This window comes from Pseudoalteromonas sp. SG43-8 (assembly GCF_014164245.1).
Classification (GTDB): Bacteria; Pseudomonadota; Gammaproteobacteria; order Enterobacterales; family Alteromonadaceae; genus Pseudoalteromonas; species Pseudoalteromonas distincta.
On the sequence record NZ_JACJEX010000002.1, the window covers coordinates 296170 to 311634 of the forward strand.

General features: G+C 36.7%; 10 protein-coding genes and 1 pseudogene. 5 read left to right on the forward strand and 6 right to left on the reverse strand.

Annotated features, from left to right (window positions below; all coding sequences use genetic code 11):
• Positions 1–7: 7 nt before the first annotated feature.
• The 6 genes and pseudogenes from H5122_RS06585 to H5122_RS06610 form a co-directional block, all read right to left on the reverse strand.
• Positions 8–3223 carry a type I restriction endonuclease subunit R gene (locus tag H5122_RS06585; RefSeq protein WP_182681726.1) on the reverse strand — a complete coding sequence of 1072 codons (3216 nt, stop codon included), beginning with the start codon at positions 3221–3223 and terminating at the stop codon, positions 8–10.
• An 80-nt stretch (positions 3224–3303) separates the two neighbouring features.
• Positions 3304–4575, reverse strand: coding sequence for a restriction endonuclease subunit S (locus H5122_RS06590; RefSeq protein WP_182681727.1), 1272 nt, complete (start codon positions 4573–4575; stop codon positions 3304–3306).
• Positions 4568–6637, reverse strand: a complete 2070-nt coding sequence (locus H5122_RS06595; RefSeq protein ID WP_182681728.1) for an N-6 DNA methylase — start codon at positions 6635–6637, stop codon at positions 4568–4570. Before H5122_RS06595 ends, H5122_RS06590 begins: the two co-directional genes overlap by 8 nt.
• 15 nt (positions 6638–6652) lie before the next feature.
• Positions 6653–7558: pseudogene (locus H5122_RS06600) on the reverse strand (restriction endonuclease).
• Positions 7559–7723: 165 nt separating this feature from the next.
• A complete protein-coding gene (locus H5122_RS06605) occupies positions 7724–8218 on the reverse strand; it encodes a hypothetical protein (RefSeq protein ID WP_182681729.1) in 495 nt (164 codons plus the stop codon).
• Positions 8215–8451, reverse strand: a complete 237-nt coding sequence (locus H5122_RS06610) for a hypothetical protein (RefSeq protein ID WP_182681730.1) — start codon at positions 8449–8451, stop codon at positions 8215–8217. The genes H5122_RS06605 and H5122_RS06610 overlap by 4 nt, the downstream gene beginning before the upstream one ends.
• 249 nt (positions 8452–8700) lie before the next feature.
• On the opposite strand from H5122_RS06610, the gene H5122_RS06615 reads away from it, so the two are divergent.
• The 5 genes from H5122_RS06615 to H5122_RS06635 are packed head-to-tail and all read left to right on the forward strand — an operon-like array spanning position 8701 to position 15447.
• Positions 8701–9615 carry a TnsA endonuclease N-terminal domain-containing protein gene (locus tag H5122_RS06615; RefSeq protein WP_182681731.1) on the forward strand — a complete coding sequence of 305 codons (915 nt, stop codon included), beginning with the start codon at positions 8701–8703 and terminating at the stop codon, positions 9613–9615.
• On the forward strand, positions 9606–11786 hold the full coding sequence (locus H5122_RS06620) for a hypothetical protein (protein WP_182681732.1): 2181 nt from the start codon (positions 9606–9608) through the stop codon (positions 11784–11786). The genes H5122_RS06615 and H5122_RS06620 overlap by 10 nt, the downstream gene beginning before the upstream one ends.
• Entirely contained in the window at positions 11787–13079 is a 1293-nt protein-coding gene (locus tag H5122_RS06625; RefSeq protein ID WP_182681733.1) for an ATP-binding protein, read from the forward strand.
• Positions 13076–14080 (forward strand): hypothetical protein, encoded by a 1005-nt coding sequence (locus H5122_RS06630; protein WP_156797363.1) that lies wholly within the window; start codon positions 13076–13078, stop codon positions 14078–14080. The genes H5122_RS06625 and H5122_RS06630 overlap by 4 nt, the downstream gene beginning before the upstream one ends.
• Before the next feature lie 5 nt (positions 14081–14085).
• On the forward strand, positions 14086–15447 hold the full coding sequence (locus tag H5122_RS06635; protein WP_182681734.1) for a TnsD family Tn7-like transposition protein: 1362 nt from the start codon (positions 14086–14088) through the stop codon (positions 15445–15447).
• Positions 15448–15465: the final 18 nt, after the last annotated feature.

A 15465-nucleotide genomic window follows, 5' to 3' on the forward strand; every position in this document is an offset into this window, starting at 1 on the left:
ATTACACCTAAAAAGAACCATATGTGCTATTCCCAGCACCTTGGTAGTTAGTATAAACATGCTGGTAAATAACTAAATTCATATCCGCTAACTCTTCATCTGGGTAAGCATCTTGAGGTAACCACTCTAAGCTATTTTTAATCATCGTTTTTATTTGAGAGCTAACCTGAGTGCTTTCACGCCAACGCTCTACTTTTAGCTTTTCTGCTTTAAGTTTTGTTAATGTTTTTTTTGCTACTTTTTTTACTTCCTTTTCTTCATCTGAAGTTAACGTTGGCTTTTTAAGTAAGTCATAAATCGCAAGGGTTTCTTCGTCTACGCCTTCTCGCACAGCCCTTTCTTGCTCAGGGGTCAAATCATTCTTCATAAAGTCACTTAAGTCGTCAAATGCTTTTTGAACAGCTTGAATATCTTTGCCAGCGTTGTATTCGGCAATAATTTTTTTATATTTCTCGTAAAACTCAAGGCGAATAGGGTTTTCTCGTATCATTCTTTCAAGCTGTTTTTCTATTGCTTCTTGCAGGTCAAAAACAACAGCATTTTTTTGTTCTGATTTGGCAAACGCTTGTCGTAATTTATCAAAGTCTAAATTACCTAAATCAACATAATCATCTCCACGAACTTCATTCTTGAGCGTGCTAACACTCATACTGACTTCTTGTTGAAGTTTGCGCATAACTGATGAGATATCCGCAGATTTTGTTTTTTGATTAAGTTGACTATAAATGGCTTCAACAGCGTTATAACGAGGAATAAATTGCTTAACAATCTCTTCTGGGTAAAGTGCTTTGTATTTGCGCATTACCTCACGAGCAGCAACTTCAAATTGAGTTCGGGTAGTTTCATTTAAGCTTACTGCATTTGCCGCTTTGCCCAATGAAGTTAAACGCTCCATAGCGGTTTTTGCGTTAACAAGATCATCAAGGTTAAAGTCAACTTCTGATAAAAAATTAGCAACAGCAAGAATAGCTGCATTAAGTTCTTCAGCCATTTCTTCTAGTTTTTCAACTGGGTTGGTTGGCTTTTCTTCGCCACCATTGCCTTTACTTCCAGATGACGAAGGCTTACCGCCTTCACCGTAAACTGAATAGGCTTTTTCTAATTGGGTATACACATTGCCGTAATCAACAATTAAGCCGTTTTCTTTTTCGTCATCATACACTCGGTTGGCACGAGCAATGGTTTGCATCAACGTATGGCCTTGGATAGGCTTATCTAAGTAAACGGTTGATACACAGGGGGCATCAAAGCCTGTAATCCACATGGCACACACTATAGCTAAGCGAAACGGGTTGTCTTCATCCTTAAACTCAGTTTCAAGATCACGCTCCACCATTTTTTTGCGATGGGTTTCGATATCTAAATCAAGCGCTTTAAATTTCTTAACTTCGTTTTGTTCACTACTGACCACCACACAAACTTCGGTTTCTTCAACACGAGCTAAATGTTTCTTAATGGTGAGTTCTTCTTGCTGATCGCTTACATCTTCAATGCGCTGTTTTAACTCTTTAATATACTCAGGCCAATAACTCATCACTAATTCATACATACGAACAGCGGTAGGTTTATCAAGCGCTACAAACATCGCTTTACCTTGATAGCCTCGATCATTAAAGTGCCACACTAAATCTTTAGCGATTTTGTCAAGGCGATCATCGGAAGTTAGAATTGGATAATCTCTAGCAAACTCTCTTCTAAGCTTAGCAATTTGATCGGTATCTAAATCTTCATTATTGATGATTTCAGCCATGCGTTCGTCTAAGTCTGGGTTTTCGATATCGAGCTTTTCACCGCGATTTAAATAACGCAAAGGCAGTGTTGCACCATCATCCATCGCTTTTTTAAAGTCATAGATAGATACATAACCACCGAATATTTTTTTAGTTAATTCAACTTCATCATCGATTAACGGTGTACCGGTACAGCCAAGGAAAGACGCATTAGGGATGGCTTTAAAGCGCATGTTTTGTGCGTATGTACCGCCTTGCGTTCTATGAGCTTCGTCTGAAATAACAATGATGTTATCTCTATCAGTGATCTTTGGGTATTCGGTTTCTTTCTTTTTATCAATGGCGAACTTATGAATAAGCGTAAATACATAACGATGATTCTCACTCAATAATTCGCGTAAATGAGTTCGTGATTTAGCTCGCATATTTTCTTCGGTCAATGCGCCACAGCCAGTGAAGGTATCATAAAGCTGGTTTTCCAATTCTGTACGGTCAACCACAATTAGGAAGGTGTAGCTCTTGCCAAATTTTCGTAATATTTTTTGGCAAATAAATACCATAGAGTATGACTTACCTGATCCTTGGGTATGCCAGAAAACGCCTAGCTTACCTTTTAAGTCATTAATATTTTTGGCTTTATTGACTACTTTGTTTACACCAATAAATTGGTGATTTTTCGCCATGATTTTTACAACATCATCGCCTTCACCATCGAATAGCAAAAAGTTCTCAAATAAATCGAGCAATCGATGCTTTTCGCAGGTGCCACGTAAAATAGTGTCTAGGCTCACTTCACCTTTGTCGTCTTCTTCAATACGCTTCCATTCAAGGAAGAACTTATAAGGGCTGGTCACTGTACCTACGCGAGAGTCAGTACCATTACTTAAAATGATAAAGGCATTGCTATGCAATACTTCTTCAATCGTATCTTTATAATCGCTTAGGTTATCTTCATAAGCGTTGCGTAAATCTGTGTGATGGGCTTTAAGCTCAAAAAACACCAGCGGAATACCGTTAACAAAGCCAACAATATCTGGGCGGCGGTTATAAAGCTTACCGACTACTTCAAACTGCCTAACTGCGAGAAAATGGTTTTCTGTAGGCGCCTTAAAGTTAAATACTTTAAGGCGTTTCTTTTGCAGTTTCCCATTATCGTCTTGATAGCTAACTTGCACACCTTTAGTTAATAGCTCGTGCTTGGCCTTATTAATTGCACCTAGGCTTTTATCGGCTTCAATTTGGGTTATTTGATCAATGGCATTTTGATAGGCCATATCAGGTAGTTGAGGGTTTAGCTTAACCAGTGCTTGTTGTAAGTAACGAATGAGTATGACTTCTGATTTATTAGCACGACCAAGTAAACCATCACTGCGGTCGTCTTGGCTCGATAGGATTTCATTATGCCAAGCGGTTTCAACCTGCCATTGCAGGTCAAGCAATACCTCTTCGCTGGCAGCTTCTACTAAACCATCTTCAGAATACTCATAACTCATTTATTGATACTCCATTCAATACGCTTTATTAACTTATTTTTAAAGCTAAAGCATTTGTCATTGTTCTTTCTTATATTTACTTATACGGCTGTTGCCATCTTATCTTCTTGTTCTTCTAGCCGTCTTAACATAGCTTCCGGCAATTCCACTTTCTCGATATCGATCATGCCTGTCATTAATCTTGGCAGGAGAATATCTCTGGCTTCTTTTAATAGCTTCACTTGCTTTGCTAATACTGATATTTGCTTAGTCGAATTTTCGCTCAAGGCATGAAATTCATCTAGAAGCGATTCACTTGGAAGGTTTACTTCTTGGAACTTTAAGAAAGCTGTCCAGTTATAATTTACAATATTACTTGCACTTCTAATCTCAAATACTTCAGAAGCTTTTATCTTTCGTAAGAATCTCAAAAAGTAGAAAAGATAATGTCCAACTTCCATTGAAGTCGGTCTAGCTAGCTTACAAAAGCTTGCACACATTACACCTTCATTAAATAGCGACAAAAACTCTTCTGTCATCAAGGCTGTTTTAGCAACTCCTTCGTTTTGACTTCCGCCCGACACTTCAAAGATGATATCTCCAGGAGCTAGTTTTCTTGAGGCTAGATTTGACTTTTTATGCCACCTTAACGGAACATTTTGCGTCTTTCCTGTTGGTAAACTATCAAAGTCAGTGCCCCTAATGACATAAGCTGATTCTGAAAACTCTTTCGAAGCTTCTTCTTCACCCCATCCACCGCCAATTTCGTGTTCTATAAAGTGTCCTAGGTTTTTTGTAGTCCAACCTTCAGGCAAGTCTGTTTCTGCATCAAAAACCGCTGTTTCATGGCCAGGGAATTTCATCCGAACAAACCACTCTTCGTAAGTTATTTGCGCCATTTCTTCTAACAACTTGATGCGTTTTAAGTTATTTTCGATGAGGTCATCATAAGTCAGCAAAACTGTAGCAATTTTGTTTTGTAATACTCTTTGGGGTAAAGATACTTTGAGATTTACAGCCGCATTTCTGTTTAAGCCAGGAACCGCAGCATCAGAGTTCATTCCTTCAAAACCGCAAAGCTGAAAAAAGTAATATAAGAAATATATGTTTTCTTTTGTGCATGTTTTATCAACATAAAATGTTGTGTCAATAGGAAAATAATTCTCTTTACTGAGCTGAACTTTACCGACAGTACCTTTTCTCCCGATGATTAATCCTGGAGCTTCAATTAAATAGTCTTCGTGGTAAGAAGCTATAGAAGAGGAACCGTAGACAGGATAAGGACCATCTATTCGCTTGTCGGCTGGCAAGTTCTTTCCATACTTAAATACACAAAACTCTTTAATTTTTTTAATTGACCAATCTTTAGTCATACTTTAACTCCTGGATATTCCCGAGGAGTTCATTTGCACTACTAGATAACTCCGACAACTCAGATTTAATTTCTTTCATACGACTGCGGTAATCAAAATTTTCATCTATCTGAATACGATAACCAACATAACGGCCAGGCGTTAAGCTGTAATCATTTTCTTCAACTTCTTCACGACTAACAATTTTACACAGGCCTTCAACATCTTGATATTCGTCGTTAGGGAAGTTCTCTCTCAGTGAAGCCCAGTCTGTGATTCGTTGTTTGTAATCAGCAATCTCTTGCTTAAGAAGTTCTTTATGATCGTTTAATGCTGTATTCAATGATTTAAGTAGACGGCTATTCGCATCAAGTTGTTTTCTGAGCTGTTTGTTCAGCTTACTCAATTGGTCTTTTGTTGCTTTGTCTTCCCTGCTCTCCTTGATACTATTGGCTTGTGCTTTACAGTCAGCCAAGGCTTTTTCTGACTGCGCTTGGTATTGCTCAATTAAAGAAAATAGCTTTTCAACAGGTAGTTTAAAGTGCTCGCTCCATGTTTCACATTTATCAAAATCACTGCCATCAGCAACACTAAGTTGCTCATCTAGCTCTCCTGAGATTGAACTGAAATCTAGATTTGGTTTATTGCCGGTGAAATCATCGGCATTAGATGCTGCTAGAATCGTTTTGCACTCTTTACGCAATTGATTAATTTCTTGTGCTATATCTTTTGCTAACAAAATAGCTTCATGATTATGTGACTGTTTCGCCGCTGCAATGGCTGTATTGTCACCTCGGTAAGACTCTGTAATCGCATTAAAATTTGATAACTGACCCGGTGAGTAATCATTAATGGTATTAGTCACTACACGAAACGTATTGCGAGCATCAATCATTAAAATTTTATCTTTATTTTCTTCTTTTTTACCTTTGTCTAAAAACCAAACGTGACAAGGTAACGAGCGGGTATAGAAGAAGTTATTTCCAACCGCAACAATACAATCAACCGCCTCGGTTTCAATTAGTTTTTGGCGAATGGCTTTCTCAGTATTGCCAGCATCTGTGGCTGAGCTAGGCATTACAAAACCAGCACGACCTTGCTCATTTAGATAGTGATAGAAATATTGCACCCATAAGTAATTGCCATTATCAGCTTTAGGAATGCCTACATCTTTAAAAAGGCGAATGTCATTTTTAACATAATCCTTTTTCTTATCGACTTTTTTAACGTTAAAAGGTGGGTTAGCCATAACAAAATCACATTTACCCACTAACGCATGGGGATCTGAGTAAAAACTATTACTTTCAACTATTTTGCCCTCAATGCCATGAATCGCTAAGTTCATTTTGGCTAAACGGGTATTGTTAGACTTAAGTTCTGAACCATAACACTTCACTTTCTGGTTGACCGAAGCGTACTTTTCTTGTTCTTCAATGAAGTGACCCGTTTGTACAAACATACCTGCTGAACCACAAGCTGGATCATGAATGATACCGTGATTTGGTTTAATCATATTTACAATTAATTGCACTAATGACGGTGGTGTGAAGAACTCACCGCCTTCTTGCGCACCTGCGCCATCCATTGAGAACTTCATTAAGAAAAACTCATAAATTCGACCAAAGATATCACCTTTAATCTCCTTTACAGAGTCTTTGTTAAAAACACGAATTAACTCACGTAAAAGGTCTGTATCAAACTCTTGATAATTTTTGGGTAGTACACCCGCTAAATCGGGATATAGCTCTTCAATAAGCTTCATAGCATTATTTATAGCTTCATCTAATGATTCTGACTCGGGTAAGTCTGCTAAGTAATCAAATTGCGATTCCTCCGGTAACATCATCGCACCAGCAGCTAGAAAATCATCCTTTGAAGGCGCACGTTTACCACGAGGCCCATTCGGAGTATTCGCTTCAATTTGCTGTTTTGCTTGCTCGTATCGATTTTGCGCATAACGCAATAGAATTAACCCTAATACAGGGTCTTTATATTCTGCGGCTGTGAGTTTAGAATTAGCGCGTAATGAGTTAGCACTGTCCCAAAGCTCAGCTTCTAACTGTTTAATTTCTTGTTGATTCATTTTTAATTCTCAAGCTTATAATTCAAAAAATTCTTCATCTATTTTTTTCAGGTGCAATACCTGCTCGTCTCTGCTACCGATGTTGTATCGCAGCATGAGGTTAGCTAATTCTGTGCCGTTTATAAGTACGATACGAATACCTAAGTTTTGTGCGGTTTCGATGGCTGATGATGTAAATTCAGATGTTGTAATGAAAATACCTTTCTGTGCTTTTTTCAGGTTTTATGCACCAAAGAAGTCACGAATATCACCAGCGCCCACATTGTTACCTTTGGTATAACGTTTAGCTTGTATGTATATCTGATCTACGCCTAAAGGGTCTTGGTCTATAACACCATCAATGCCATTATCTCCAGTTTTACCTAATGCATGAGCTGCACCCTCACCAGTACCTCCGTAGCCCATAGCAATTAGTAGCTCTATCAACAGCTCCTCAAAAAATGCAGGTGTAACTTTACGTGTTCTAGATAAAAGGTCCGATGTAAGAGCGTCATTAATTGCTTTGTAAGCGTTTCTTAATGCTTCATCTGGCGTTATGTCTTCTATATTATCATTACTTTGGGGATTTATTGGGGCAGTTATTACTGCTGCCTCATTTTTTTGTTCAGAAAAGGCGACAAATTCATCAAATTGTTTTAAATAGTTTTTGTCTATTACCGTTGCTTCATCTTTGAGTGCTTTTATGCCTCGTGTAGTAATTACAAAGTGCGCGCGTCTTGTAACTTCTAGAAGTCCAGCCTTTGTGAGGTATGTGCGTGCCCAGCCAACTCGATTATCGAGAATAGGCTGCCTCCCACTTGGGAGTGTCTCCGTTTTTTCTTCGTCAGTAAGGTTAAACTGTTCAGCTAGTTCGTTAATTACATCCCTTAACTTAACTTCTCTTCCATGGGCTCTATGTGCAACCTCTAAAAATGGGCGCATAAATTGCTGGTAATTAGGTATCACTAGCAGTCCTTTGTGTTGTTAGTACAATGGCCGACAATACTGCGCACTGTAACTTTTATACTATCTAGGTACAGTATTGTAATTTAGCTAAAAGCTCAATATTTATGTGTTGTATAGCGTATAAATAGAACTGAATTTTAGCTACAAGCACTCATTTTCAATATTCCTCGCTAATTGAATCAACAAGTAATGTTGCTTAGGGTTATCTATTGCTTCAATCGCTGAGCTATTCAGGTCGCCAAAGTATGACCCTAACCAAAGTACAATATCCCAGTCGAAATAGTATTTACTTACCTGTTCAATAATAGGTTCTAAAATAGGTTTAACGCGTCGATTATAGATATCAAACTGAAAAGCAGGGTAGCCTTCATATCCTGCGAAAGTTGGTGCTGTTACAAAAAAGGCTTTATTTGTATCGACTAAGTTTTTTAAATCTTGTTCAGTAAATAGCTTAGTGGGTGTCGAAAGTAAATCAATGACTTGAGCCGCCGATAAAAGAGCGTGATGCGATAAGAATAAGTTGATTTGATTGTAATAAATACGGTGTTGCTCAGTAGGCGCATTTGTAAGTTTATTAAGTTTGAGTACTTCAGTAAAAAACTGAATGTACTGTTGAGCTCGCGAGAAATCATTCATTTTAATGCTCCTAAAAAGCGCTTTATATGTTGTTTTTTATTAGTACGAATAAAAAAATCGAGCTCTTTTTCGAGCTTATCCAGCCCCTCTGGTGATTCAAGTAGATCAATTAGCGTTGTCATTTTGTTAATTTTTTGCTTTTTTATAAAAAAATAAAAATATTTTTTTTGAGAAAAAAGTCTGCTTTTAATCAGCTTTTCGAATAGTTTTAGCTTCGTTTCAGTTATTACCATTTGGTTTCCCCTTCCGATTTATTATTGATTAACTACTGCTTATATTATTGTTATTTGTCGTTTTTTTAACCTTTTGTTGTATTGAAAAAATTATGCTTTGTAAGAATGAGCTTGGTTGACAAAATTAAAATCCGTGTTATTAAGTTGTTGATTTGTATGTGTTAATTTTAATTTTAGACGGTTTTTTGTACTTGACACTATTTTTTTGTGTATATAGATTTAAATACATATCAAGAGAAGGTTACGGGTATGAAAAATTATGAAGATATTAAAGACGGCAATGAAGAGTTGTTCAACTTTTACGAGACGCAGCCGCCAATTAGCGTAAGTGTAATAAACAGTATTGGTGCTTGGAACCATAAGTGTAAAGTTAAAGGTGGGCATGTTCCTTTTTTATCGATTAAAACTGTGCCAACCAGTGGATTTGCATCAGTTAATTTACTTAAGGGCTTTGATGTTCAGCTAGACACACTCTCCAAGCTAGAAACTAAGTTTGTTAAAGGACTAGCTTATTATAAAAATATAGTCGCTATTAGCACTCAATATCCTTTATTAAAAATTACTGAAACTTTATCCATAGCAGAAAATTTAGGTGTAAGGCATCCCTCAAACATAGTTTCTAATAAACGGTCTAGGTACGAGCAAGTTTCAGTTATGACAACTGACGTGCTCATTACATATATCGATTCTAGAGGGAATACTTGTAAAGAAGCTTTTTCGCTTAAGTATATTTCAGAGGATGGTTGCTACCGCAGCACTCAAAATAAAGAACTTAATACTAAAAATAAGTTACAAATAGAGGCAATCTACTGGGAAATAAAAGAGGTGAAGTGGTCTGAGATCACACAAAAACATCCGCTTATCAATAAAGACTTTCAAGATAACCTTTCGCAAATGAGTGTGTATGATGATGTTAATTACCCCAAAACCCTTCTAAAAAAAGTTAGAAGAAAAATCCTCTTAATTTACTCTAAACACGCTGCATTTATCGAATTTCACGCCTTAATAGAATTAGTTGCTGCATCTTTAAAAATCGCTGAGTGTAAGATTAGAGGGTGCTTTTGGGTTTTAATGAGGGAACACCAGCTCCCATTTAATATGCACCGAAAGATCAAACCATTTGGTTTACTCTATAAGTCAGAGGGGTCGTGGTTATGGGAGTAACAGAAGCTATTACTATTGGTCAAGAATTATATTCACCGAAGTACAAGAAAAATGGTAAATATGTTTGTGATACTTATACAGTACTCGATTTTTTATATGAGAGTGGTGTTAAGTGCCTAATTTTAATTGAGCAAAATTATGCAAAACCTAAAAAGCCATTTATATATTCGATTGGTGATGTACTCGGTGGTTTTTATTTTCAAGATTATGAGGTACGTAACTGCGATTTTGCTAATTCTGAACGTGTGCGGTGGTTTAAAGAACATCAATTATCTCAGGGGCAATGCAACTCAATACAGCTTAAAAAAAAATTGAGCTATGAAAAGGTACTTTCTAAAACGAATCATAAGTACAAGTTCTCTAAACTACTTTTCCAAAGACCAAATGGAATTCGACTATACCTTAATGGCCTATTACACAGTGAAATTAAAGCTTTAAGTGCTGAGTTTGGGTTTCACTTATCTTCAGCTTACCGAATCTTGAATATTTACTTAGCATTTGGTGAATGCCGTGACTCATTTATACCTCTATACAAAAATATAGGAAAATTTCGCAGCATAGCTAAAAATGCCATTGAAGCTAAGAAAAAGTTTTCAAAAGGCCTCGGAAGGCCTCCTATGTCCTATAAAGAGAAACGTCGAGTTGTTAATCAGCAAGATGAAATCAATGTGTCTCATTTCATAAAAAGAATTAAACGACAAAGTTCACTGTCTATTTTGTGTGATGAGTTTAACCAGAGATTTGCGGTTAGCGAGCAGGCTAATAGAGAAATAGATTATTCAAAGTTACTCACACTAGGTCAATTTAGGCGGCTTTATTATAAGCTTGTAACAAAAGCAGAGCATCGGAAGCGTATATTCGGCGCTAAGGAATTTAATAATAGCTATGCAACTAGAACCTCTACGTCTAGATCTGGTTTATCTTGTGTATCAGAGCGCTATGAGATTGATTCAACTACCATAGATGCTTATGTCGTGTCAGAGTTTAACTTTAAAGCAGTTCCTAGGCTTACACTCTATTTTGTTATAGACGTTTTTAGTAGTTGTATTGTGGGCTTTTATCTGACTCATCTAGGCCAATCAGAAGAGTCATTTAGGATGGCTTTATTTAATTCGTTTGTTGAGAAGTCAGCTTTATGCAAGAAGCATAACGTCGAATATAAAGATGGAGATTGGCCCTGTCATCATGTGTGTCGGGAGCTTGTTTTTGATCGTGGTACTGAGCTTAAAAAAAGAAATATAGAAAGTATGATTGATGGAGATATCGGCATCAAAACGGTCTCTCTTCCAACAGCATACTTTGGCAAAGGCAAAGGAACTGTTGAGGGCGCTTTTAGGTGTTTTAAAGATGATTTTGCTAAAAGGCTGGAAAGTTTTGTAGATAAAAATGGTCCTAAAGCGTTTCAGCATGCTTCAAGAAAAGCCTCCCTAACGCTTAAAGATCTAAATAGGTTAATTATAGAGTGGATTATCAAACGTAATAGCACTGCGGATGTTTCTAAAAAGTTGGACAAAGCAATGATGATTGCTGATGTTGACCCGACCCCCGTAGCAATCTGGAACTATAGTTTAAATTCAGTAGTAAATGAATTGCCACAGTGTACTCCGCAGAAAATAATGGAAGCCATTCTTCCTCTAATTACGGCAAAAGTAGGGAAAGGTGGCGTTGAAATAAAAAGAAAGTGTGGGGTGCGTAAAGTCGTATCATTAGTCTATCAAACAGACTGCATCGACTTTGAGAAGTTTAGAATGGAAACCGCTCAAAATAACCATGAAAAGGTCGTTGAGATTGAAGTGAAATACAATCCTAGTTGTGCTGATAAAATATGGTACAGAGGATCTCATAGTAAGGGTAAGTTAATTGAATTCGTTTTAGATGAGAAGTATTGCAAATTTGAAGGTGCTGATCAGTTCGATCTATCTTTATTCGCTCAGAAGGAGAGAGTAAAAAAAAGTAAGCAGAATTACGATAAAAGTCTGGCAAATGCTAATTTCGCAAAGAGCATTAAAGTTGCTGAAGATGGCAACAAGAAAAGCTGCGTACCCAAGTCTATGGCTAAATCATGTGTCAAAGATACAAAGTCTAATGTCGAGGAAGATAAAAAGAACGAAGTTAACAGTAACGCTAAGAAAGTGTGTAGTTTGATTGACCAGATAGAAGGGGATGAGTAAATGAGTAATTATTTTGAGCAAATAGAAAAACTTGTGGCTCCAAATCCATTATTAAAAGCACTCAACCTTATTGCTAATAAAAAAGATTTTATGCTTCAGAGTAAAGTTTTACTTAAAAAAGCAGATGTTCTTGAAGCTATAAAAGGTAAAAATGCATATGAAGCTGTAGTTCTTAAAAGAAAATTAATGGATAAGTTTTTTTTCTTACCGGACGATGAAACTTGGGCAGTCTATTGTTCATTAAAAAATGCAATATCAACAGGCTATTTGGCAAAAAATATTAACGATGAAGCGTATTTTAAACAAATAAATGAGAAGTTATTTTCTTCCAATCAATTAAGCAAATCATCTTCATCTGGTGGTTATTTATGTGGCCCAGCAGGATATGGGAAAACGATGACGGTTGAGAGAGTTTTAAATACTATCCCACAAGTAATTGAGCATAATCATCAAGCGACAGCAACAAAAACGCCGTTAAAACAAATTGTGTGGGTAAAAGTAACATGTAGTACATCATCTAAAAAAGCGACTTTAAGAAGTATACTAAAAGAAGTTCATTGTTTATCAGGCTCGATCTATAGTGAATCAACAAAAAATAAATCAGTAGATCACTATTTAAAAGAGGTTACTTCTGTTTTTCTACAGTACTCAGTAGGAATACTGGTTATTGATGAGAGCCAATGGTTTAGTTCAGGAAGAAGAGCTGATAAAGATGGTATTAATGCCAGCTTTCTGCAAGAAATATACAATGAATTCAATGTTCCTGTTCTATTAATTGGAACGCCGATTTTGAGAGATGCTATTGTTGATAGTAACGCTACTCAACGTCGTTATGAGCAGTTTATGAGTAAAAATTACAGCTGCATGACAATAGATAAAGGTACTATCGTTGAAGTAATTAAAGTTCTTTTCAACAACTATATTTTCCCCGAGTCAGAAGAAAAAATAACGAAAGCACAGATAAATAAAGTATTGGTTTTTTGTCGTGGGAACATGTCGATATTACTCAAGCTTGCTGAAAAAGTATTAGTTTTGTCTTTTGAAAATAATGACAAAGACATAAGCAGTGAGTTATTAGATTATGCAATGGATACTATAAAAATGGATGTTGAAACATTTTTTAATGGAGAAAGAAATTATTATGCAGATGACAGCAAAAATGGAACAAGTAAACAGAGCTCTAAACCACCAGAAAAAAAAGCTGTCAATAAACAAAAGCTGCTGCTTGAAAAATTATCAAAAGTAGATGGGATGATTGACATTAATTCGTTTGATAGTGGGGTTTCAAAGTGAGCGACCTCGAACATTTCATTAACTTCTTTCCAATTCAAGCTAATGAATATTACCCCGCGTATATAATGAGATTACGCTATCTAGGAAAGCATTTAAGCTTACCTAACGAAATGCTTATATCCGATATAAGGGCTTCAACAATACCCGATAATATCTATCCTCGCTCCATTATTCCTTGCATAAATATATTGGAGCCAACAAGTATTGAAAATAATACTGGGCTTATAAACCGTGCGGTATTAATTGATCATTTTAGTGCTAATTATTGGCAAGGCTTTATTAAACCCGGTGAGCTTAACCTTTACAATGCAGCGATTATAAATGGTCATAAGGCAAGTCATAATCTATTTGAAGGTGAGCAGCTTTTAAAAGTATTTAAACCTCTTAAGTTTTGCAGAATGTGCGCTGAAAATGATAGAAAATCAATAGGCTTAGCGTACTGGTATAGTGAGCATCAAATACCAACAATTTACACTTGCTCAAAGCATTCGTCAGTTTTAGAACATGTCGTATGGGATCATAAAAAAACCTTAATCGATAACCCTATTATATCTTCTAATAATGCGTGTAAATTACCTAGGGTAGCTATAACCCCCTTACAAGTTTGGTTGGATAAGCAATCTAAATATTTATTAACTCAGCCCTTACCACACACTAGGGCATGGGTTGCCTCAGTTCGCGAAATTTTATATGAACTATTCGAGGCAAAATATACGTCAAGGGGCGTTGTGTTTTCATCTAAGCTAATTAACCAATGGGGTTTATTTCTAAGAGAATCATTTAACAAATTGGAGCCTACCAAGCGTTATGGTGCTGAACTTGAGAAATCTACAAGCTTTAAAATTCAACGCATATTATCTCCTAAAGTTAGGCAGACACACCCTATGATATTTTTGCTTTTAATTAAATTTGCAGAAGAATATACGGGTGAAAATATAGCTAGCTACCGCGCAGATCATTTTAAAAAACATTCATTGAACTGTAATGGGCTACTGAGTTAAAGCTAATGAATATACTGCCGTTGCTACCTGATGAGACTATATATTCATTTTTGGCACGGCTCAGAGTTTACTCGGGTAGCTATAATCATCGTTCAGCGAGCTTGCTTTGGTTTGAACAATATGGGTTAAGTTTAGACCAAAAGCTAGCCACCCACTTAGCGTATTTTTCTGCGCAAACGAACTTCCCAGTAGAACAATTACTTAATGAGCATACTTACTATCCCTTATTTTCTTTAGCGGGTCATGAGCCGAAAAAGCTTAAAAAAGTTATGCTCACGGGTCCATCTTATCGATTAGGCAATTACGCTAAAATCTCCCAATCGGGTCTGAAAGCATTAAGCAAGGATAAATACTGCTTATCGTGTATTGAAGCTGATAAAGAGAAGTATGGCGTTGCTTATTGGCACCTGTCACATCAGTTCACAGGCATACAAAGTTGCCATATACACAATACGTTACTTATCGGTACACCGCCTTCATCAAGAGTATACAGCTTGCCTCCACAAGCAATATCATCTTCTGATGCGCCAGCGAGTGATTTACAGCGGTTTTTCACTTCTTATGTGTTGGAAGTTAATGAGTCGGCTAAAAGCCAGAAGCGCAATGATTTGTTACTGGACAAAAATAATTTGAATGCTCTGGTTAGACAAAAAGGGTTTATGAGTAATGACAGCATCAGTATGCAATGCTTAATAGCGGTTATATCAAACATAACTGTGCGCCTGTTTAATAACGATGTTTTTACTGAACACGTAGTAAGAAATCTTATTCGCAAGCCCTATTATGCATGCCATCCGCTTAAACTTATATTATTTCGCTTTGCCTTGGAGCAACTGCCTGACATAGCGGCGCAAGAGCATTTACAGTTATTGAAACCAACAGATAAAGATAAAAAACGTGAGAAACAGTGTCTATTATTACTACAGGGAGGTGAGTTAAATTTTACTGAAATAGCTAGACGTATAAGCTGCTCTATAGGTTATGTGATTAAGCTAGCTAAACAAGAAAATATAGCTTATTTAAAACGGACGCAATTTATTTCAGCTGATACAGAAAAGCGAATTTTAATGCGTTTAGTAAAAGGTGATGCTAGAGATGCAATAGCACGCGAAGAGCAAGTATCAGTTAGCTCTGTTGAGAAAATATGTGGTGAGCATTATCAGCTTTCAGAGTGGAGACAATACTTAAGGGCACTGGGTAAAAGAGACAAGTATCGTATTGAGATGCGTTCAGTCCTTAAAAAACACTCCTTTTCTACACGTGCCGAAATTAAAACTATGTACCCAGCTTGTTATATGTGGCTTTATAAATACGACACCCAATGGCTGTATTTGCATCTACCGCCAGCATCCTATCGTTCAAAATAATTAATAGAGGAGTGAGAC

Excerpts from the sequence above, each read along its gene's own strand:
- H5122_RS06585 (WP_182681726.1), bottom strand. The coding sequence starts at position 3,223 with ATGAGTTATGAGTATTCTGAAGATGGTTTAGTAGAAGCTGCCAGCGAA.
- H5122_RS06590 (WP_182681727.1), bottom strand. The coding sequence starts at position 4,575 with ATGACTAAAGATTGGTCAATTAAAAAAATTAAAGAGTTTTGTGTATTT.
- H5122_RS06595 (WP_182681728.1), bottom strand. The coding sequence starts at position 6,637 with ATGAATCAACAAGAAATTAAACAGTTAGAAGCTGAGCTTTGGGACAGT.
- H5122_RS06605 (WP_182681729.1), bottom strand. The coding sequence starts at position 8,218 with ATGAATGATTTCTCGCGAGCTCAACAGTACATTCAGTTTTTTACTGAA.
- H5122_RS06610 (WP_182681730.1), bottom strand. The coding sequence starts at position 8,451 with ATGGTAATAACTGAAACGAAGCTAAAACTATTCGAAAAGCTGATTAAA.
- H5122_RS06615 (WP_182681731.1), top strand. The coding sequence starts at position 8,701 with ATGAAAAATTATGAAGATATTAAAGACGGCAATGAAGAGTTGTTCAAC.
- H5122_RS06620 (WP_182681732.1), top strand. The coding sequence starts at position 9,606 with ATGGGAGTAACAGAAGCTATTACTATTGGTCAAGAATTATATTCACCG.
- H5122_RS06625 (WP_182681733.1), top strand. The coding sequence starts at position 11,787 with ATGAGTAATTATTTTGAGCAAATAGAAAAACTTGTGGCTCCAAATCCA.
- H5122_RS06635 (WP_182681734.1), top strand. The coding sequence starts at position 14,086 with ATGAATATACTGCCGTTGCTACCTGATGAGACTATATATTCATTTTTG.